This is a genomic window from Enterobacter sp. R-25, from assembly GCF_049913205.1.
Classification (GTDB): domain Bacteria; phylum Pseudomonadota; class Gammaproteobacteria; order Enterobacterales; family Enterobacteriaceae; genus Enterobacter; species Enterobacter ludwigii.
Map to the genome: position 1 here is coordinate 2,266,681 of NZ_CP183982.1, position 20,482 is coordinate 2,287,162.

The following is a 20,482-nucleotide window of genomic DNA, read 5'->3' on the forward strand; positions in this document are numbered from 1 at the left end:
TAGCGCGGAGGTTCTATGGCTGTGATTGTCATTACCGGCGGTACGGCGGGTGTGGGGAAGGCAACGGCGCTGCACTTCGCAAAGGCAGGCTACGATGTGGGCATTATTGCCCGCGATGAGACAAGCCTGCACTCGACCCAGGAGGAGTTAACGCGATTTGGCGTCAAAGCCTGTGCGGTACAGGCGGATGTCGCCGACAGCCAGGCGGTGGTGGACGCGGCAAACGAGATTGAATATCGCCTCGGCGCGATTGATGTGTGGGTTAACAATGCGATGGGTGCGGTGCTGGCACCGTTTCGTACCCTGACGCCGGATGAATTTCGCCGCGTCACTGACGTGACCTATCTTGGCTTCGTAAACGGAACCCGCGCCGCGCTGGAATTGATGGTGCCACGCGATCGCGGCGTGATTATTCAGGTCGGGTCCGCGCTGGCCTACCGCTCGATCCCGTTACAATCGGCCTACTGCGGCGCCAAAGCGGCGATTCGGGGATTCACCGATGCGGTACGCACGGAACTGATGCATGAGAACAGCCGGGTGCAGCTTTCAATGGTGCAGATGCCGGGGCTGAATACACCGCAGTTTGACTGGGCAAGAAACAAATTCGCCTGGGCTATGCGTCCGGTTCCGCCGGTGTTTGAGCCTGAAGTTGCCGCGAGCGCGATTTTTAAGGTCGCGCAAAAACCGGTGCGCGAACTGTGGGTGGGCAGCAGTACCATTCAGTCGATCGTCGGACAATTCCTCTTCCCGGGTTTCCTGGACCGGCTGATGGTGAAGAAGGCCTGGGAAGGTCAGATGACTGACGATCTGAATGACCGGGATCGCCAGGATTATCTCGACCAGCCGGTCAACGACCTGCACAAAATCCATGGGCGTTTTACCCCGGAAGCGAAAAACCGCGCCACGGCGATCACCTCAGGTGTGCCCGGGAAAGTCCTGTTAGGCTCCCTCGCGGTGGCGGGCGTTGTGCTGACGCGGCTGATGACCCGGCGTAAAAGGTAATCAGCGCAGCGCGCTACGGTTAGTCCAGAACCAGCGATAGCCGTAGCCGCTGAGGGTTAGCTGGACGGTTTTGCCACAGATCAGCGCGTCGTCATAGCGTTTATCCGCCAGGCAGGCGGTCCAGGTGGCGTGACGGATCCCGCGGGCGGTAAACTGGACCGGCTTGTCGCTAAAGTTAACGAAAGTCAGGATACTGCGCGCTTCGGCCTCGTAATAAATGCCCAGTACCGCGTCATCATCAATATTGATGAGACGAAACGGTGCGACAGCAATCTCCGGAAATTCAGAGCGCGTATTGGCCATGTCGATGATCCGGTGCAGCAGGGAATTGCGGTGCAGCAGGGAATCGGCCACGTTGATTTTCTGATAACGCCAGGGACCGCGATCGATGATCGGGGCGATAAACCGCTCAGGATCCGCTGCTGAAAAGCCACCGCCTTCTGACCCCGCCCACTGCATTGGCGTACGTACGGCATAGCGCTCTTCCAGCGTCAGATCGTCACCCATGCCAATCTCATCGCCGTAGCGCATGACCGGCACGCCCGGGAGTGAGAAGAGCACCGCGTGGCAGAACGCCAGCCGTTTTTGATCGCCCTTTAACATCGGTGCCAGACGGCGTCGTATCCCGCGCTGGTAGACGTTCATCTCTTCGTCAGGGGCGAAGGTGTCGACCACAATCTGTTTCTCTTTTTTACCGATCCCTTCCAGATCCAACTCATCGTGGTTGCGCAGCCAGTTGGCAAAGCAGCACGAGTCAGGCGGGACAATCATCTTCTTTATGGCATTGCGCAGCGGTCGGGCGCTTTTCCTGGCAAGGCTGACGTAGAAATACTTATTGAGCCAGAAATTTAGCACCAGATTCAGACGGTTATTTTCGCCGAAATAGTCTTTATACGCCTCCACGTCGACGTCCACCTCACCGAGCAGGATCGCTTCCGGATTACGTGCTTCAATAAGGCGGCGCATATGCTCCAGGATCCATAACCCCTTTTTCTCGTCACCGCCGCCTGCCTGCGCGGTCAGATGCGTTGCGGCATCAAGGCGAAATCCCGACACCCCGAGCTTGAGCCAGAAGAGGATAATATTTTCGATCTCGTTGAGCAGCGCGGGGCAGGTCAGATTCAGGTCGGGCTCGTGGTGATAGAACATATGTCGGTAGTATTGCCCGGCCTCGTCATCCCATGTCCAGACGCTCTCTTCCACGCCGGGAAACATCGGAGAGGTATCGTCCTCGTTATTATCCGACCAGATGTAGTAGTCACGAAAAGGTGAAGTTGGGTTGCGGCGAGCCTGCTGAAACCAGGGATGGGCGTCCGAGGTGTGCTGAATCAACAGCTCAATAATGACCTGCATACCCAGCTCCCGGGCCTGTTCAATAAAGGCGATAATGTCGGCCAGCTTTCCGAAGCGAGGATCAACCTGCAGATGGTCGCTGACGTCGTAGCCTTCATCCAGAAACGGGGTGAGGTAGAAAGGGGTGATCCAGATAACCGTCGCCCCCATGCGGCGAATGTAGCGCAACTTTGCGCCAATCCCGGCGATGTCCCCGCAGCCATCGCCGTTTAAATCATAAAAGAGTGCAGTATCAATCTGATAAATAATGGCTCGGGTATGCCAGTCTGCCATAGTTCACCTCAGTGATAACCTTCCGTGTCGGAAACTTTGCCCCGGAAAACGTAGTAGCTCCAGGCGGTGTACACCAGAATCACCGGAATAATCAGTAACGTTCCGACCAGCATAAACAGCTGGCTGGCCGGTGGTGCCGCAGCCTCCCACAGGGTAATGCGCGGCGGAATAATGTTAGGCCACAGGCTAATTCCCAGACCGCTAAATCCGAGGAAGATCAGCCCAAGGGTCAGCAGGAAGGGACGCGAGTGGCTGGCCGGGTTGCGCGTCAGTCGCCAGATCCACAGGCTAAACACGCCTACCAGCAAGGGGACCGGCAGGAACCAGATGAAGTTGGGGAAGGTAAACCAGCGGTCGGCAACATACTGCCAGCCAAGCGGCGTCCAGATACTCACCACTGCGATCACCACCACCAGCGCCAGCAGCACGTGCCGGGTCAGTTCACGCATGCGGTTTTGCAACGCGCCTTCACTTTTCATGATAAGCCACGTAGTACCGAGCAGGGTGTAGGCCACAACCAGCCCGATGCCGCAGAAAAGATTGAAGGGCGTTAACCAGTCAAGGGCGGAGCCGACAAAACGCCGGCCCTCAACGTCAAAGCCGTTAATCACTGCTCCCACCACCACCCCCTGGCTGAAGGTGGCAAGCAAAGAGCCGCCGGCGAAGGCGTAGTCCCAGAATTTGCGGTGCGAAGGCGTTGCCTTAAAGCGGAACTCAAAGGCTACGCCGCGGAAGATAAGGCCAATTAACATGGCCGTAAGAGGGATGGTCAGCGCATCGATAATCACCGCATAGGCCAGCGGAAACGCGCCGAACAACCCCGCACCGCCGAGCACCAGCCAGGTCTCGTTGCCGTCCCACACCGGCGCTACGCTGTTGACCATTACGTCACGCTCTCTGGCATCGCCCACGAAGTTAAAAAGCAGCCCGATGCCCAAATCAAAGCCATCCATGATGATATACATCAGCGTGGCGAACACGATGATGGCAAACCAGATAACTGAGATATCGACGCCCATCAGTTTCTCTCCTGTTCCGGAACAGACTCAGCGGCAGACAGCGGACGGGCAGGGGTGCCCGAGGTATTTGACGTCAAGGTATCAACGGGCTGCGGACCTTTCTTGATAAGCCGAATCAGGTAGACGTAGCCCACGCCAAACACCGACGAATAGACCACAAAGAAGGCCAGCAGGCTGATGCTCATCTGCAGCGTGCTGTGCAGCGAGACCGCGTCGATTGTGCGCAGATAGCCATACACCACCCACGGCTGACGACCCACTTCGGTGGTGACCCAGCCAGCCAGCAGCGCCAGTAGGCCCGCCGGTCCCATGCACAGCGCGAACCAGTGGAAGGGCCGCGACTGGTAGAGTCGATGGCGATAGCGTAGCCAGACGCTGACCAGACCCAGCGTGATCATCAGTAGACCCATGCCGACCATAATGCGGAATGACCAGAAAACAATCGGTGAGTTCGGGCGATCTTCTTTCGGGAAGTCTTTCAGTGCCGGGACCTGTTTATCCAGGCTGTGGGTCAGAATCAGACTGCCAAGGGCAGGAACTTCCAGCGCGTAGCGGGTGCGCTCCTGCTCCATATCCGGCAGGCCAAACAGCAGCAGCGGTGTCGCTTCGCCTGGCGGGTTCTCCCAGTGACCTTCGATGGCGGCAATTTTGGCTGGCTGATGTTCGAGGGTATTCAGGCCATGCATATCACCGACGATGGCCTGAATGGGCGCGACCAGCAGGGCCATCCACATTGCCATGGAAAACATGGTGCGTATCGCGGGCGTGTCGTTGCCGCGCAGCAGATGCCATGCGCCCGACGCCCCCACAAACAGTGCGCTGCTCAGGAACGCGGCGATAGCCATGTGAATGAGCCGGTAAGGGAAGGAGGGGTTAAAAATGATGGCCAGCCAGTCCTCCGGAATGACCTGACCATTCTGAATACTGAACCCCTGGGGCGTGTGCATCCAGCTGTTGGAGGCGAGGATCCAGAAGGTGGACATCAGCGTACCCAGCGCGACCATACAGGTCGAGAAGAAGTGCAGGCCCGGGCCGACCTTGTTCCAGCCGAACAGCATCACGCCAAGAAAACCGGCTTCGAGGAAGAAGGCGGTTAAGACTTCATAGGTCAGGAGAGGGCCGGTGATACTGCCGGCAAACTGTGAGAACCCGCTCCAGTTAGTGCCGAACTGATAGGCCATGACCAGACCGGAAACGACCCCCATACCGAAGTTAACGGCAAATATCTTTAGCCAGAAATGGTACAGCGAGCGCCACACCTCATTTTTGGTGCGAAGCCACATCCCTTCGAGCACCACCAGATAGCTGGCAAGACCGATGGTGATCGCCGGGAAGAGAATATGAAACGAGACGGTAAAAGCGAACTGGATTCTGGCGAGGTGAAATGCGTCGAGTTCGAACATGGTCCGTACCTCTGGAACTGTTGCGCACGAGGATTGCCAGGCAGTCCGGGGCTGCCTGGCAAAATCGGTTACGGTTTTTTCTTCCCGGCACCCAGTTCGGCGCCGGTCAGCGGGTCGGAATGTGGATCGGACTTCGTGCGGGCCGACATCGCTTTGACCAGCGTGGCCTGTTCGGTCGTCAGCGTCACGCTTGCACTCCCGTCTCCGCCGTCAACGGCAGGTTGGGGGGATTCAACGTAGTCGAAATGTTTATCGCTGTTCCAGCTTCCGCGAACCTCTCCACCTTCAGACATATTGTAGTACTTGTTGGTGTATTCCTCGATTGGCGGCAGTTTTCCCGGAGGGAAATTATTACGAATGGACTGAAGCGCCTTCTCAAAGGAGAGCTGATGCGCTGCCTCACGCGTCATCAGAAACGCCAGCGCATCCTTCACGCCTGGATCGTCCGTGACGTTAATCAGCCGTTCATAGATGATCTTCGCTCGGGCCTCGGCTGCCACATTTGAGCGCAGATCGGCGGTCGGCTCGCCAATGGTGTCGACATAAGCCGCCGTCCACGGCACCCCGGCGGAGTTGGTCAACGGAGTACCGCCACCGTAAAGCAGGGAGGTGATATGGCTGTCGTTACCGTTTTCGGTCATGGACCGATACAGCTCGGCTTCATTTTCCACGCCCTCCGCCAGTGCGCCTTTAGCCCCTTTATTAAGCATACCCACCAGGGTACCGATAATTTCAAGGTGGCTTAACTCTTCGGTCGCGATATCCATTAGCATATCTTTACGACCCGGGTCGTCATCACTCAACCCCTGAGTGAAGTAACGGCAGGCGGCGGCCAGCTCGCCCTGAGGACCGCCGAATTGTTCCAGTAATAAATTGGCAAGGCCGGGATTCGGTTCGGCAACCCGAACCGTATATTGTAATTGTTTGACGTGTCGAAACATGTCTTCTCTCCTGAGGTTATTTTTTTGCTTCGACACCGGATGCGTCTGAACGCAGCAGGAACTGTTCGGTGGTCTGTGGAATGTGGCGAATCAGCCAGTCGGCCATCTCGCGCTCTTCCGCCAGGATACTTTCGATGGCGGGCACGGAAGCCATGTCGCCCGCTTTTTTGGCCGCGGCCAGCAGGGAGGTGTAGCAGGCTATTTCAAACTGTTCGAAAACATAGCCGCTGATAGACCCTTTGACGATCTCATCAGAGGGGAACATCCCGCCAATGGATTGTCCGAGCGCCGCCATTTTACTCATCGAATCTTTTAAAACCGAACGAGAAATATCATTACGGTCGAGGATCTCTTCCAGTAAGGTAATTTGTCGCTTTGTTTCACTAATATGCTGCTCAATTCTGGCGCGAACATCGGGATAATTATCGATACGGCTGGCCATGGATTCCAGCATAGATTCGGCTTGCTTTTCCATCGCATGGGCATCGCGTAGCCAGTCATGGTAGTGTTCTACGTGATTCATTATAATGTCCTCATTATGGTGTCGCTTATTTGGTCTCACTCTCAGCAGCCTGATCGGCACGCGCAGCACTGTAGCCAGATAAATGGCCGACAATATTGGCGTAGATACTGATGATAATGACCCATAGCACGCTGCTCTTCCACCATAAAACGGAAGGGATAGCGAGTATGAACCATATTATTGCTGCCGTTAAATGGCACCGTTTAATAGTCCTGGGACTGATGCTCATTTTATTTAACCTTTGCTATAACGTCATTTTTGCGCTTTTTGGTTAATATTGCCTACGGCCAGGTCGGTAAGTTTAAGATCGGTTTCTTTCTCTTCTTCCAGCGTTTCGGCCAGAAGTTTAACGGCTTTTTTATAGCCCAGTTGTTCTGCTAATGTGGCGAGGGTACCGTAACTGGCAATTTCGTAATGCTCCACTTTTTGTGCTGCGGCGATTAATGCGGCGTCACGCACCTCATTTTTCTCGGTGCTCTCGATGACCTCATTGGCCTCTTCAATCAGGCCTTCCATTGCTACTCACTTCATACGTTTGAGCTTAAGGCCAGATTCTTGCTCGATAATCTGGTCGATACGCTCAATCTGACCCTGCGTCTCTTCAAGGTGTGCACTAAAGGCTGCGCTCAGTTTTTCACTGGAGGCAGCACGAGCCAGTTTGCCGAGCGCGCGGGTCAGCTGCTTCTCAGCGCTGTAGGTATCGGACAGGAGGTGAATAAACACATCTTCGACACTTTTCATATTCATCATTACGCTCCGGTAAAATAAAGAAGGGGTACTGCGAGCCTGGAGGCCCGCAGCATGCTCTCTGTTTTAAATAAAAGAGATTTACATCAGATCAGGAGTTTTTACGGCCACCACCGTGGCTGTTTTCTCCTCCTTTCTTACCTGCTTCAGATGCGCGTTGCGGATCGTTTTTAAAATTACCGCCGCTGTGCTGGCCACCTTTACGTCCAGCTTCTGATGCTTTTTCACGGTCTTGTGCGAAATTACCGGAACCACCACGATGCTCTGCCATATTAAACCTCATATATTGGTTATGTCAGTTAAGATACGAAAATATTCCGTATCACTCGTCGTTCGAATAATAACTTTAGTCGGTGTTTCATATTCGTCAAATATGTTTTGTAAACCATCGCTTCGTTGCTGAGATATTTCTGATGGTTAACGCTTCGGTTAATATGAATATATCCTTGATGGCTTGCGGTTAACTGCCTGTCTTCATAGAGTTAATCCGCGAGCCGCAGGGGATAACTGTTTTTCTTGCATTGTTTATGCCTGAAGCGCGTGCGGCAGTCTAAAAATTACAGATTAATCTTAAGGAGAAATATTGAAAATCCGCTTGTTGCGTTAACGAAACAAGATATATGCCACTGATATTTGTTTTTAATGAGATATTACCTCTTAAGATAATGCTATTTATTACCTCTTAATGGTTAAGCGATGAGGTTATTAATAATACAGTTTAATCAGAAAGCGCTTTATTTAGAGAAGGTGAATCTACATTTAGAGAAGGTGAATCTGCCAGGTCATATGGGTGTCAGGGGCAGGCCAGCACACGCTTTAACCACTCCTGTCTTAAGATCACAAATCGGAAATTCTTCCCCCCAGAGGGAACGGGTTTCTCTACACTCCAGGTAATATTCACTGGAGGCATGACATCATGGCGAACACCATCACGGCTGATGATATTCGGGAACACTTTTCGCAGGCTATGTCGGCGATGTACCAGCAGGAAGTTCCGCAGTACGGCACCTTGCTCGACCTGGTTGCGGACGTAAACCTGGCGGTTCTGGAAAATAACCCACTATTACATGAACAACTGGCGAACGCGGATGAACTGGCGCGCCTGAATGTGGAGCGTCACGGGGCGATCCGCGTGGGTACCGCGCAAGAGCTTTCGACCTTGCGTCGTATGTTTGCCATTATGGGGATGTACCCGGTCAGCTATTATGACCTCTCTCAGGCGGGCGTGCCCGTCCACTCCACGGCGTTCCGCCCGGTCGATGATGCGGCGCTGTGCCGAAATCCGTTTCGTATCTTTACCTCGCTGCTGCGCCTCGAACTGATTGACAACGTCGTCCTGCGTGAGCGTGCCGCGGAGATCCTGTCTCACCGCAATATCTTTACCCCGCGTTGTCTGGAGCTTATCGCGCTGCATGAGGCAGAAGGGCACTTTACGGATGCGCAGGCGCAGGCGTTTGTACAGGAGGCGTTAGAAACCTTCCGCTGGCATCGTCATGCGACGGTCGACCAGGAGACCTATCTGGCATTGCATAACGAGCACCGACTGATTGCGGATGTGGTCTGTTTTCCGGGGTGCCATATCAACCACCTCACGCCACGTACGTTGGATATTGACCGGGTGCAGGAGCTGATGCCGAAGTACGGGATTGAACCCAAAATTCTGATTGAAGGACCACCGCGCCGCGAGGTTCCCGTATTACTGCGCCAGACCAGCTTTAAAGCGCTGGAAGAGCCGGTGCTGTTTGCCGGGGAGCATACAGGAACGCATACCGCGCGCTTTGGCGAAATTGAACAGCGTGGCGTGGCGCTGACGCCAAAAGGTCGTGCGCTTTATGACAGCCTGCTTGCAGAGGCCGGTACCGGTAAAGACAACATGACGCACCAGCTCCATTTGCGCGAAATCTTCAGCGCCTTCCCGGACAGCGAATTGTTGATGCGCCGTCAGGAACTCGCCTATTTCCGCTATCGCCTGACGCCATCCGGGGAAGCGCATCGTCATGCGTTTCGTCCGGGAGACGATCCACAGCCGTTAATTGAGCGCGGGTGGGTTGTCGCTCAGCCGATCACCTATGAAGATTTCCTCCCGGTCAGTGCCGCAGGGATTTTCCAGTCGAATCTGGGCAATGAAACCCAGGCGCGTAGCCACGGTAACGCCAGTCGCGACGCGTTCGAAGCGGCGCTGGGTTGCCCGGTGTACGATGAGTTCATGCTCTATCAGGAGGCTGAAATCCGCAGCAAACAGCGTTGCGGTTTGCTCTGAAATCGTTACTCTTCTGGGGTGTGATGGAAACAGAAGGTTGTTATGCAAAATCCCTCCGCCCCTGTGATTGAAACGCGCCAGGGCGCACTGTCTGGTTTAACGGATGAAAACGTTCATCTCTGGTGTGGTATTCCCTATGCGGCGCCTCCCGTTGGCAACTGGCGCTGGCGTTCGCCACGGCCGCCTGAACGCTGGGAGGGGCTGCGTCTGGCCACCGCTTTTTCGCCCTCAAGCTGGCAGAACAGTGAGTATTGCCAGGCGTTAGGCGGTGGCGATCCCGGCCGGTTCTCAGAAGATTGTCTGTATCTTAACGTCTGGTCACCCGTCGAGCGCCCGGTACCGCTTCCCGTCATGGTCTGGCTACACGGCGGGGGGTTTACCATTGGCGCGGGTGGCCTGCCGCCCTATAACGGTAAGGCGCTGGCAACGCGCGGCGTGGTGGTTGTGACGATCAATTACCGTCTTGGTCACCTTGGCTTTTTTGCCCATCCCGCGCTGGAGGGAGAAGAAGACCGGGTGGTGCATAACTTTGCGCTGCTGGATCAGATTGCCGCCCTTGAATGGGTTCGGGAGAATATTGCCGCTTTCGGTGGCGATCCTGACAACGTCACCCTGTTTGGTGAATCCGCCGGCGCGCGCAGCGTGCTGTCGCTGCTGGCGTCTCCGCTGGCGAAGGGACTCTTCCACAAGGCGATTGTGCAAAGCGGATACACCCTGCCGGATACGCCGCGGGAACAGGCCCTGCAAAAAGGGGAAGCGCTGGCGGCGCATTTCGGCCTTGAGGAGGCGTCAGCAGAACAGTTACGTGCCATTCCCCCCGAAGCGTTCTGGCCGCTGGCCGCGCCGCTGAACATCGCCCCGGCACCCATCGTCGGAGACTGTGTTCTGCCGGAATCAATGCTCGATGTGTTCTTTGCCGCGCGTCAGCATCCTGTTCCGGTGATGATTGGGTCGAACAGTGACGAAGCCAGCGTGATGGCGGTATTTGGTATCGATCTCGCCGGTCAGATCCAGAAGCTTCGCCGTGAACGTCGTTTTGGACTGGGGCTGATCAAACTGCTCTATCCAGGTGTGAAAGGGGATGTGGAGCTTGGCAGGCAGGTGTGCCGGGATATGGCTTTTACCACCATGGGATATGTGGTGATGCAGGCCCAACAGCGCGTGGGCGGCTTGTGCTGGCGTTACTGGTTCGACTATGTGGCGGAAGCAGAGCACGCAACCTATATCAACGGTGCCTGGCACGGTAATGAGGTGCCGTACGTGTTTGACACCCTTGGTGAGATTGAGCCTTCCTGCCACTACGTTAATGCGCGAGACCGGCAATTCGCAGCGCAGGTTGCAGATTATTGGGTGAGTTTTGCGCGTGACGCCGGTCACCGGGAAAGTCTTCCTGGCCCGACGCACTGGCCGGCCTGTCGAAAAGGAAGGGACGTGCTGCTACGTATCGGCGTGAATAAACATGCAGGTTTCAGGCTTGAAAACCGCTTTATGCGCGCGCGCATGAGTCTCTTTAAGCGCGTCATGAAACACCATGTGAGCCTCGACTGAGCAGGCAGGCGCGAAACGCCGACAGCCCATTTTCCTGGCCAGGCGATTCGCGCAGAACCAGTCTGTAGCTCGCACCCGTTTTAATGCTGCTCTCAAAAGGCCGCGCCAGCCTTCCGGCGCGGACATCTTCTTCCACCAGCGTTTCGTCGGCAATGGCCACCCCCAGCCCCTGAATGGCGGCCGTGATGGCAAGGTCCATCGTGTCGAAGTGTTGATTTTTGTGCATAACAACCCCAGGGCCTTCCTGCTTCGCCAGCCACAATGACCAGTCTGTCTTATCCCGTGTCGGGTGAAGGAAGGTTAACGCACCCAGTTCGCAACCTGCTCGCAGGGGGCTCATTACCGGGGTTAACGCCTCTTCAAACAGCAGATCGCCCGCGCTCATATGGGTGCCAAATACAATGGCCGCGTCGTAAGATTCCGTTTTGAAATTGACGTTATGGTCGGTAGTGGTGGTCAATGCGATCTGCAGATCCGGCTGCTCGCGCTCCACCTCCAGCAGACGAGGCACCAGCCAGCGCATGGCGCAGGTGGGGGCTTTGAGTCGGATCACGGTTTGCTGGGTACGGGCCCGATCGGCCAGGGTCAGCAGCGTTTCAAAAGTGGATTGCAATTCCGGAAGCAGGGCGCTGCCCTGTGGGGAGAGGCGCAGGCCTCGCGCATGGCGCTCGAACAGCGGAAAGCCGAACCACGCTTCAAGGGTGGCGATTTTGCGACTTACGGCTCCCTGCGTCAGACAGAGTTCTGTTGCGGCATGGGTCAGATTCAGATGACGCGCGGTGACTAAAAAGGCATCGATGGCATTAAGCGGGAGCGAACGGCGCGACATTAAACACCTCAGGTATGCGTTTTTCTCATGGCTATTATGACAACAATTCGATTGTCCCGACAACTGACTTGTTGTTTGAATAGTTATGCATTCATCATGAGAAAGGAAAGAGGATGACGTTACACACTCCGGTGCACACCCGTTCCAAATTACCCGATGTGGGAACCACGATTTTTACCGTTATCGGCCAGCTCTCCGCCCGGCATAACGCCATCAATCTTTCTCAGGGTGCACCCAATTTTTCCTGCGATCCCAAACTGGTCGCCGGGGTGACCCGGGCGATGGAGGCAGGGCACAACCAGTACGCAGCAATGACCGGCCTGCAGCCGCTTAAAGAGCGTATTGCGGATAAAATTGCCACCCTCTACGGCACGCGCTATGACCCGGCCAGCGAAGTGCTGGTCACCGCCAGTGCCAGTGAAGGACTCTATTCGGCGATCAGCGGGCTGGTGCACCCGGGCGACGAAGTGATCTACTTTGAACCGTCGTTTGACAGTTATGCCCCGATTGTTCGCCTGCAGGGGGCCACGCCGGTTGCCATTAAACTGACGGTGCCGGATTTTGCCGTCAACTGGGATGAAGTCCGTGCGGCGATCACCCCGCGCACGCGCATGCTTATCATCAATACCCCGCACAACCCGAGCGGGCAGGTCTTCTCAGCAGAGGACCTGCAGCAGCTGGTGGCGGTGACCCGCAATACCGATATCATTATTTTGTCTGACGAAGTGTATGAACACGTCGTCTTTGATGGTGAACCGCACCACGGTATGGCGACACATCCGCAGCTGGCGGAGCGGAGCGTCATTATCTCTTCCTTCGGAAAAACCTATCACGTGACCGGCTGGCGCGTGGGTTACTGTGTTGCTCCGGCGGTACTGATGGATGAGATTTGTAAAGTCCATCAATTTCTGATGTTTTCTGCCGATACGCCAATGCAGCATGCGTTTGCAGAGCACATGATTGACCCGCAAACCTGGCTGTCGCTGGCGGCGTTTTATCAGCGCAAACGTGATCTGCTGCAAAGTTTGCTGGAGGCATCACCGTTCAGACTCTTGCCGAGCGCCGGTTCGTTTTTCCTGCTGGCCGACTACAGCCAGTTTAGCGATGAGCGCGACAGTGAACTGGTGAAACGGCTGATCGTTGAGTATGGAGTGGCCACCATTCCGCTGTCGGCGTTTTATGCGGATGGTACGGATAATAAATTGATTCGTCTCTCTTTTGCGAAAGATGAGGCGACGTTACGGGCAGGTGCCCAGGCCCTGTGTCGGGTAAAACCACGCTAAGGAGTTGGAGATGAAATTACGCGCGTTAGTTGTCGGCATGGGATTGCTGTGTACGTTTTCGTCATTCGCGGCTACCGAACTGCGGTACGGGCTGGAGGCGGAATATCCGCCGTTTGAAAGCCGAAATGCTGCCGGCGAACTGGAAGGGTTTGACGTTGAGCTGGGCAATGCCATCTGCAAAGCCGCAGCGCTGAAATGCACCTGGGTTGAAACCTCTTTTGATGCGTTAATACCGGGCCTGGTGGCGAAGAAATTTGATGCCATTAACTCGGCGATGAACATCACCGAACAGCGACGTAAAAGTATTGATTTTACCCAGCCGATTTACCGCATCCCGTCGCAGCTCGTTGGCAAGGCCGGTACCGCGGTAGAGGCAACGCCCGCGGGGCTTAAGGGCAAAACCATCGGTGTCCTGCAGGGCTCCATTCAGGAAACCTACGCGAAAGAGCACTGGGAAAAGCAGGGTGTCACCGTGGTGTCTTATAAAGATCAGAATATGGCCTGGGGCGATCTGCTGAATGGCCGTATCGACGCCTCGCTGGTCATGTCCGCGGCCGGGCAGGCAGGTTTCCTCAGCAAGCCGCAGGGGAAAGGGTTTGGCTTTATCGGCAAACCGGTGTCGGACGACACTATCCTCGGCAGTGGGATCGGCTTTGGGTTGCGTAAAGGGGACGAGGCCACCAAAAAGCAACTTGATGCCGCAATTGATAAAGTGCGTGCCGATGGCACGATCGCTAAACTCGCTGATAAGTACTTCCCAGGTATCGATGTCAGCGTAAAATAACCGCCTCATTTGCCCCGACTGACGATGTCCAGCCGGGGCATTTTTATACACGTCTTTATACCTTTCTTTACACCTTTTTCGGGTCGTTCTGGTCGACAGAAAATATTTCGCACTTTGTACAGATAATCGCCGCCCAACAATTGGATTCTTAACCATTTTTGTTTAGGCTGTGCGTTCTTTCTTGCCGTCATTTCGCCGAGTGCGAAACACATTCACACGACCATAAGGACGTTTTTCCAGGCATGAATCGCAGACGTTTTCTAAAAGGCTCGCTGGCAATGGCAGCCCTGAGCGGCACAACTGGCCTTGCTTCCCTGTTTTCCAAAGCGGCTTACGCTGCTGACTCTGACATTGCTGACGGTCAGAGCCGTCGTTTTGACTTCTCCGTACTGCAATCCATGGCCCATGACCTGGCGAAAACCCCATGGGGCGGAGCACCGCGACCGTTACCGGACACGCTGGCGACCATGACGCCGCAGGCCTATAACGCCATCCGTTACGATGAAAAACAGTCACTGTGGAATAACATTGAAGGCCGTCAGCTGGACGTGCAGTTCTTCCATATGGGCATGGGTTTCCGTCGCCGCGTGCGCATGTTCTCGCTGGATCAGTCAACGTCACAGGCGCGCGAAATCCACTTCCGTCCTGAGCTGTTCAGCTACGGTGAAACCGGTGTTGATACGAAGCAGCTGGAAGGGCAAAGCGATCTTGGGTTTGCCGGTTTCCGCGCCTTCAAGGCACCGGAACTGGCGCGTCGCGATATCGTCTCATTCCTGGGGGCGAGCTATTTCCGTGCGGTTGATGATACCTATCAGTATGGTCTTTCCGCGCGGGGTCTGGCGGTGGATACCTTTACCGACACGCCGGAAGAGTTCCCTGACTTCACCGCGTTCTGGTTCGAAACCGTCAAACCGGGCGACACTACCTTCACCGTCTATACGCTGCTGGACAGCCCAAGCATCACCGGTGCGTATAAGTTCGTGATCCACTGCGAGAAGAGCCAGGTGATCATGGAGGTGGAAAACCATCTCTATGCGCGTAAAGACATTAAACAGCTCGGCATTGCGCCGATGACCAGTATGTTCAGCTGCGGTACAAACGAACGCCGCATGTGCGATACCATCCACCCGCAAATTCATGACTCTGACCGTCTCGCCATGTGGCGCGGTAACGGGGAGTGGATTTGCCGTCCGCTGAACAACCCGCAGAAGCTGCAGTTTAATGCGTTTGTGGACAAAAACCCGAAAGGGTTCGGCTTGCTCCAGCTCGATCGCGATTTCTCGCATTATCAGGACGTCATGGGCTGGTATAACAAACGCCCAGGCCTCTGGGTGGAGCCGCGTAACGACTGGGGTAAAGGTGCGGTTGGCCTGATGGAGATCCCGACAACGGGTGAAACACTGGATAACGTGGTCTGCTTCTGGCAGCCAGAAAAACCGGTGAAAGCGGGCGATGAGCTGGACTTTAAATACCGTCTTTACTGGAGCGCCATGCCGCCGGTCCGTTCCCCACTGGCGAATGTCTTCGCGACCCGTACCGGTATGGGTGGGTTCCCGGAAGGCTGGGCGCCGGGCGAAAACTACCCGAAAGTGTGGGCCCGTCGCTTTGCTATCGACTTCGTCGGGGGCGATCTGAAAGCTGCCGCGCCAAAAGGCATTGAGCCGGTCATTACCCTCTCCAGCGGTGAGGCGAAGCAGGTTGAGATCCTCTACGTTGAGCCGTTTGACGGCTATCGCATTCTGTTCGACTGGTATCCTACCTCGGATTCGACCGAACCGGTGGACATGCGCATGTTCCTGCGCTGTCAGGGAGATGCGATCAGTGAGACCTGGCTGTATCAGTATTTCCCGCCTGCGCCGGACAAACGTAACTACGTTGACGATCGCATCATGCGTTGACCATTTATTCCCTCTCCCCGGCGGGGAGAGGGTGACGGGAAGGGACCATGATCGATACTGAATCTGAAATTATCCCGGTGACTGACCATCTTGAGCTTCGCGCCGTCGAAGAGCGCTATACCGCCGATCTGCACAACATGGTCATCAGAAACAAAGCCTGGCTGCAAACCGCCTTTGACTGGGCGCAGCATGTGGGCACCGAAGATGACACCCGTCGTAATGTGCTGAGTAATCAGATGCTGCACCAGCGCGGCTACGCCAAAATGTTTCTGATTTTCAAGGATGAGGACCTGGTCGGCGTGCTGTCGTTTAATGCGATTGAACCCGCCAACAAAGTCGGATACATCGGTTACTGGCTGGATGAGGCGCATCAGGGAGAGGGCATTCTGTCGCAGGCGCTGCAGGCGTTTATGCGCTATTACGTCGAGCGAGGCGAGATCCGCCGTTTTGTCATTAAGTGTCGGGTGGCGAATAAACCCAGCAACAACGTTGCCCTGCGCAACGGTTTTACGCTGGAGGGGTGCCTGCGGGAAGCGGAGTTCCTGAATGGCCGTTTTGACGATGTGAATCTCTACGGCAAAATTTACCCGCTATAACGCCCCCAACAGAGGCGTACGGGTGATGCGCTGGTCGCCGTTAATCACCTTTTCTCCGCGCAGGTGGATGTTCTCACCGGCAAAAGCCTCAATCACCGCATCGTCGGTGATTTCAACCCGATGCTCAATAAGCACATCGCCGCTGATACGCGCCCGTCCCTGGATCACGACCTTATCGTCAAGCAGGATAGGGCCGCCGCGCAGCCAGGCCTGACCGCCAATCAGGACGTGGTGTTTAATGACACAATTTCCTTCCACCACCGCGTTTTCAGCCACCTGAGAGCTGTAGCGGACGGTAGGGATGGCATCGTCGTCAAAACCGGCAATGACGCGGGCGTTACCGTACACTTTTGCGCAGTCACATACCCAGACGTTATTGAGATCGTTGCCTTCGAGGATGGCGCTGTCGAAAACTTCCGCCCGGTGTTCAACGAAGGCATAATTAACCATTGCCTCGCCGTAGATTTGCGCCTGATGCACAATGCGTGACTGGCTTACCGTCGCCTTGTCATAAATTTTCAGGATCTGCTCATGGTCCGGCGTAAGCCCTTTGGCAGCAATCACCACGCTGTTATGAAGCACCCGCGCCTCGCCGAAAATATGGCATTCGCCGCGCACACAGGATTGCTGTATCGTGACGTTGTCACTTATGCGCGCGCCGTGACTGACCTCCGCGCCGTCCAGCCAGCAGTTGTCGCCAATCTGCGCGTCATGACTGACGATGCAAGGCAGGGTAAGGCGCGCGTTGCCGGACACCGTCGCACCGGCAAAGACGACGCTGTTTTCATCGTAGATCCAGCAGTCGCCTTCGTGCGCGAGGGCGCTCTCATCTTCAACCCAACCGCCTTTCGTGCCGCTCACGATGTCGTTAAAATTCGCCGTGGCAATAATCTGTCGTAACGACGTCGAGTGCGTTGTCTCGCCGTTTTTCCATTGCCAGAGGCGGGTGTCCTCGCTGAGCCTGTATTTTTTCATCATGGAGTCTCGGGTAAGCGTCTCCACTAAACGTAGCAAACTTTCGGTGTTTCGTAGTGCTGGCATCCGTCGCGGAAACCCCTTAAAATGGCATTTAAAATACATTTTAAAAATTCAAATTAATGAATAAAAATAACAACGCTCAACAAGTGCTTAACCTGCCCGCGGGTTACTTCGGTATGGTGCTTGGCATCATTGGGATGGGATTCGCCTGGCGATACGCCAGCACGCTCTGGCCCGTAACGCGCTGGCCGGGTGAGAGCCTGGTGGCCCTTGCGATTGTGATTTGGTTTTTGCTGACGGTGGCGTTTATCGCCCGGGCGATCCGTTTCCCGCGAAGTGTGCTGGCCGAGATGCGCCACCCGGTGATGAGCAGTTTTGTCAGCCTTTTTCCCGCCACAACGATGCTGGTCGCCATCGGTTTTGTGCCCTGGCTGCGTCCGGTGTCACTGGTGTTATTTAGCGTCGGGGTGGTGATACAGCTGGCTTATGCTGCCTGGCAAAGCGCCGGATTATGGCGCGGTAACCATCCGCAAGAGGCCACCACGCCGGGGTTATATCTGCCCACGGTGGCAAACAACTTTATCAGCGCCATGGCGTGCGGCGCGCTGGGGTTTAACGATGCCGGGCTGGTGTTTCTCGGGGCGGGCGTTTTTTCCTGGCTCAGCCTTGAGCCGGTGATTTTGCAACGACTTCGTAGCGCCGGGGAGTTACCTTCCGCGCTGCGAACCTCGCTGGGTATTCAGCTGGCCCCCGCGCTGGTGGCCTGCAGCGCCTGGTTTAGCGTCAATGGTGGTGAGGCAGATACATTTGCCAAAATGCTGTTCGGCTACGGCCTGTTGCAACTGCTGTTTATGTTACGGCTGATGCCATGGTATTTGTCCCAGCCGTTTAACGCCTCGTTCTGGAGCTTCTCGTTTGGCGTGTCGGCCCTGGCCACCACGGGGCTTCATCTTGGGCAGAGCAGTCCGTCGGGCTTTTTCCACGCCATTGCCGTCCCACTGTTTATCTTTACCAATGTCATCATCGGGATGCTGCTGGTAAGAACGTTTATCTTGCTGATACAGGGCAAACTTCTGGTGCGCACTGATAAAGCGCTGCTTATGCAATCTGAGGAAAAATAATGGCTGTTGATGAAAATTACTTCACAGAGAAATATGGCTTAACCCGTACGCACTCAGAAGTGCTGTACAGCGCGGGCATTGTGAAACCGGGTAAAACGCTGGATCTGGGCTGTGGTAACGGGCGTAACAGCCTCTATCTGGCAGCCAACGGTTACGACGTGACCGCGTGGGATAAAAATCCCCTGAGTATCGATAATATTGAGCGTATCAAAGCGGAAGAAGGCATCGTAAACCTGCAGACGGCAATCAAAGATCTGAACAACCTGAGCTTTGAGGGCGAATACGATTTTATTCTCTCTACCGTGGTGCTGATGTTCCTGGACGCGAAAACCATTCCGGGCCTGATCGGCAATATGCAGCGCTGCACCAGACCCGGCGGTTATAACCTGATTGTTGCCGCGATGGACACGGCGGATTACCCGTGCACCGTCGGCTTCCCGTTTGCGTTCAAAAGCGGTGAACTGAGCAACTACTACGAGGGCTGGGCGTTGCTCAAGTACAACGAAGAGGTGGGCGAACTGCACCGCACCGACGAGAACGGTAACCGCATCAAACTGCGTTTTGCCACGCTGCTGGCGCGCAAGCCCGCTTAACGGGCGGCCAGCAGGCAGAGCTGCAGGGCTGTGTTGTATGAGGCCTCGAACGACGACAGCGGCAAAAACTCAAACTTCGAGTGGAAGTTATGCGCGCCGGTGAAGAAGTTTGGCGTGAGCAGGCCTTTTGCCGAGAGCGCTGCGCCGTCAGTACCGCCGCGCATTGGCGTCGGTTTGGGCGTGATCCCAAGGGATTCCATGGCTTCAAACATCAGGTCGATAGCGCGACGATCCTCACCAATCGCATTGCTGATATTGCTGTAGGTATCTTCAATGCGATACTCCACCTTTGCCGTAGGATGCTGTCCGGCAATCAACGCCGCGACATCGGCAATCTGCTGCTTGCGGGCGGCAAACTGTGCTTTATCGAAATCACGGATATTCGCTTTTAAGACGGCCTCGTTTTGCCCCGCCTGAATGCCGTTAAACCAGATATAGCCTTCACGCCCCTCGGTGCATTCCGGGGTTTGCTGGCGGTCAAAATGGCTGATGAAGTCTGTCGCCATCAGCAGTGGGTTAACCAGCACGCCTTTGGCGGACATGGGGTGAGCCGTTACGCCGGTAAAGCGAATTTCTGCCGCCGCGGCGTTGAAGTTCTCGTAAACAATCTCACCCAGCTCACAGCAGTCGATGGTCCAGGCAAAATCAACGTCAAAACGGTTTAGATCCAGCGCCTTCGCGCCACACAGGCCGATCTCCTCATCCGGCACAAACGCGACCACAATGTCGCCATGCTGATGTTCTGGCGTCAGGTTTTCCAGCAGCGTCATGACCACGGTGACGGCGGCTTTATTATCTGCGCCTAATACGCTGGTCCCGTCGCTGAAAATAATCTCTTCACCCGGGTAAGCCAGAATTTCCGGATGCTCTTTTACGCGTAACCAGATTGATTTCTCTTTATTCAAACAGAGGTCTTCACCCGTAAATTTTAATATTTGTGGATGAATATCCGGTGATAAACCGACATCGACGGTATCAATATGGGTAATAAAACCGATGCGTGGCGCCCCGGCTACATTACCTTTTTTAACCGCAGTAACCGTCGCGTATTCATCAATCACAATATCGTCTAAACCCAGCTGCGCCAGCTCCTGGGCCAGCTCACGCGCCATGTCGTGCTGGCCCGGCGTAGAGGGAAGGGTGTTCACTCTGGGATCGCTCTGGCTGGTGATGGCGAGATAGCGGAAGAAGCGGTGCGTTAATTGTCTGGAGAGTGCCGAGCCCATAGTGATTCCTTCTGTATTTATTTTTCAGGTGTTTGCTACATCACTTTAATGATATTTATGAAATGGCAAAAGAATTAATTAGCCGTCGAATTAAAAAGACAGGAA

19 protein-coding genes and 1 pseudogene are annotated in these 20,482 nt (G+C 55.2%); 9 read left to right on the forward strand and 11 right to left on the reverse strand.

Annotation, left to right across the window (positions count from 1 at the left end; all coding sequences use genetic code 11):
• Positions 1-15: 15 nt before the first annotated feature.
• Positions 16-1,002 carry an SDR family oxidoreductase gene (locus tag ACN9MQ_RS10830; protein ID WP_025204235.1) on the forward strand — a complete coding sequence of 329 codons (987 nt, stop codon included), beginning with the start codon at positions 16-18 and terminating at the stop codon, positions 1,000-1,002.
• Here the strand turns inward: ACN9MQ_RS10830 and ACN9MQ_RS10835 are convergent, their stop codons facing one another.
• The 8 genes and pseudogenes from ACN9MQ_RS10835 to ACN9MQ_RS10870 all read right to left on the reverse strand — a co-directional run bounded on the left by ACN9MQ_RS10835 (position 1,003) and on the right by ACN9MQ_RS10870 (position 7,532).
• On the reverse strand, positions 1,003-2,628 hold the full coding sequence (locus tag ACN9MQ_RS10835) for an alpha-amylase family protein (protein WP_020884193.1): 1,626 nt from the start codon (positions 2,626-2,628) through the stop codon (positions 1,003-1,005).
• An 8-nt stretch (positions 2,629-2,636) separates the two neighbouring features.
• Positions 2,637-3,647, reverse strand: coding sequence for a cytochrome d ubiquinol oxidase subunit II (gene cydB, locus ACN9MQ_RS10840; protein WP_047955589.1), 1,011 nt, complete (start codon positions 3,645-3,647; stop codon positions 2,637-2,639).
• Entirely contained in the window at positions 3,647-5,050 is a 1,404-nt protein-coding gene (locus ACN9MQ_RS10845; protein ID WP_426021095.1) for a cytochrome ubiquinol oxidase subunit I, read from the reverse strand. Before ACN9MQ_RS10845 ends, cydB begins: the two co-directional genes overlap by 1 nt.
• 68 nt (positions 5,051-5,118) lie before the next feature.
• Complete coding sequence (locus tag ACN9MQ_RS10850; RefSeq protein WP_020884190.1) at positions 5,119-5,991, reverse strand: manganese catalase family protein; 873 nt, start codon at positions 5,989-5,991, stop codon at positions 5,119-5,121.
• A gap of 16 nt (positions 5,992-6,007) precedes the next feature.
• Positions 6,008-6,514, reverse strand: coding sequence for a ferritin-like domain-containing protein (locus tag ACN9MQ_RS10855; protein WP_014170004.1), 507 nt, complete (start codon positions 6,512-6,514; stop codon positions 6,008-6,010).
• 25 nt (positions 6,515-6,539) lie between these two features.
• Positions 6,540-6,743 carry a hypothetical protein gene (locus tag ACN9MQ_RS10860; RefSeq protein ID WP_020884189.1) on the reverse strand — a complete coding sequence of 68 codons (204 nt, stop codon included), beginning with the start codon at positions 6,741-6,743 and terminating at the stop codon, positions 6,540-6,542.
• A 23-nt stretch (positions 6,744-6,766) separates the two neighbouring features.
• A pseudogene (locus ACN9MQ_RS10865) lies at positions 6,767-7,261 on the reverse strand (ferritin-like domain-containing protein).
• A 91-nt stretch (positions 7,262-7,352) separates the two neighbouring features.
• Positions 7,353-7,532: a general stress protein gene (locus tag ACN9MQ_RS10870; protein ID WP_020884187.1), complete on the reverse strand. Its 180-nt coding sequence runs from the start codon at positions 7,530-7,532 to the stop codon at positions 7,353-7,355.
• Between the two features lie 645 nt (positions 7,533-8,177).
• Here ACN9MQ_RS10870 and hglS point away from each other — a divergent pair.
• Complete coding sequence (gene hglS, locus ACN9MQ_RS10875; protein ID WP_014170009.1) at positions 8,178-9,521, forward strand: 2-oxoadipate dioxygenase/decarboxylase HglS; 1,344 nt, start codon at positions 8,178-8,180, stop codon at positions 9,519-9,521.
• Positions 9,522-9,563: 42 nt separating this feature from the next.
• Positions 9,564-11,069: a carboxylesterase/lipase family protein gene (locus tag ACN9MQ_RS10880; protein ID WP_138278272.1), complete on the forward strand. Its 1,506-nt coding sequence runs from the start codon at positions 9,564-9,566 to the stop codon at positions 11,067-11,069.
• On the opposite strand, the gene ACN9MQ_RS10885 is transcribed toward ACN9MQ_RS10880, so the two are convergent.
• Positions 11,041-11,898: a LysR family transcriptional regulator gene (locus ACN9MQ_RS10885; RefSeq protein ID WP_426021094.1), complete on the reverse strand. Its 858-nt coding sequence runs from the start codon at positions 11,896-11,898 to the stop codon at positions 11,041-11,043. The two genes, ACN9MQ_RS10880 and ACN9MQ_RS10885, sit on opposite strands and share 29 nt — an antisense overlap.
• A 113-nt stretch (positions 11,899-12,011) precedes the next feature.
• Here ACN9MQ_RS10885 and ACN9MQ_RS10890 point away from each other — a divergent pair, with 113 nt between their 5' ends.
• The 4 genes from ACN9MQ_RS10890 (at position 12,012) to rimL (ending at position 16,459) form a co-directional block, all read left to right on the forward strand.
• On the forward strand, positions 12,012-13,181 hold the full coding sequence (locus ACN9MQ_RS10890) for a pyridoxal phosphate-dependent aminotransferase (protein ID WP_104439969.1): 1,170 nt from the start codon (positions 12,012-12,014) through the stop codon (positions 13,179-13,181).
• 10 nt (positions 13,182-13,191) lie between these two features.
• Positions 13,192-13,965, forward strand: coding sequence for a transporter substrate-binding domain-containing protein (locus tag ACN9MQ_RS10895; RefSeq protein WP_025204230.1), 774 nt, complete (start codon positions 13,192-13,194; stop codon positions 13,963-13,965).
• 242 nt (positions 13,966-14,207) lie between these two features.
• The gene (locus ACN9MQ_RS10900; protein ID WP_068794621.1) at positions 14,208-15,863 is read left to right on the forward strand and encodes a glucan biosynthesis protein D; all 1,656 of its coding nucleotides are present in this window, start codon (positions 14,208-14,210) and stop codon (positions 15,861-15,863) included.
• A 47-nt stretch (positions 15,864-15,910) separates the two neighbouring features.
• On the forward strand, positions 15,911-16,459 hold the full coding sequence (gene rimL, locus ACN9MQ_RS10905; protein ID WP_426021093.1) for a 50S ribosomal protein L7/L12-serine acetyltransferase: 549 nt from the start codon (positions 15,911-15,913) through the stop codon (positions 16,457-16,459).
• Here the strand turns inward: rimL and ydcK are convergent.
• On the reverse strand, positions 16,454-17,434 hold the full coding sequence (gene ydcK, locus ACN9MQ_RS10910; RefSeq protein WP_047366223.1) for a YdcK family protein: 981 nt from the start codon (positions 17,432-17,434) through the stop codon (positions 16,454-16,456). The two genes, rimL and ydcK, sit on opposite strands and share 6 nt — an antisense overlap.
• 122 nt (positions 17,435-17,556) lie before the next feature.
• On the opposite strand from ydcK, the gene tehA reads away from it, so the two are divergent.
• Together tehA and tehB are read left to right on the forward strand one after the other, a co-directional pair.
• Positions 17,557-18,558 carry a dicarboxylate transporter/tellurite-resistance protein TehA gene (gene tehA, locus ACN9MQ_RS10915; protein ID WP_044867108.1) on the forward strand — a complete coding sequence of 334 codons (1,002 nt, stop codon included), beginning with the start codon at positions 17,557-17,559 and terminating at the stop codon, positions 18,556-18,558.
• Positions 18,558-19,151, forward strand: coding sequence for a tellurite resistance methyltransferase TehB (gene tehB, locus ACN9MQ_RS10920; protein WP_395014669.1), 594 nt, complete (start codon positions 18,558-18,560; stop codon positions 19,149-19,151). The genes tehA and tehB overlap by 1 nt, the downstream gene beginning before the upstream one ends.
• Here tehB and pepT read toward each other — a convergent pair.
• The gene (gene pepT, locus ACN9MQ_RS10925; protein ID WP_020884177.1) at positions 19,148-20,377 is read right to left on the reverse strand and encodes a peptidase T; all 1,230 of its coding nucleotides are present in this window, start codon (positions 20,375-20,377) and stop codon (positions 19,148-19,150) included. The two genes, tehB and pepT, sit on opposite strands and share 4 nt — an antisense overlap.
• Positions 20,378-20,482: the final 105 nt, after the last annotated feature.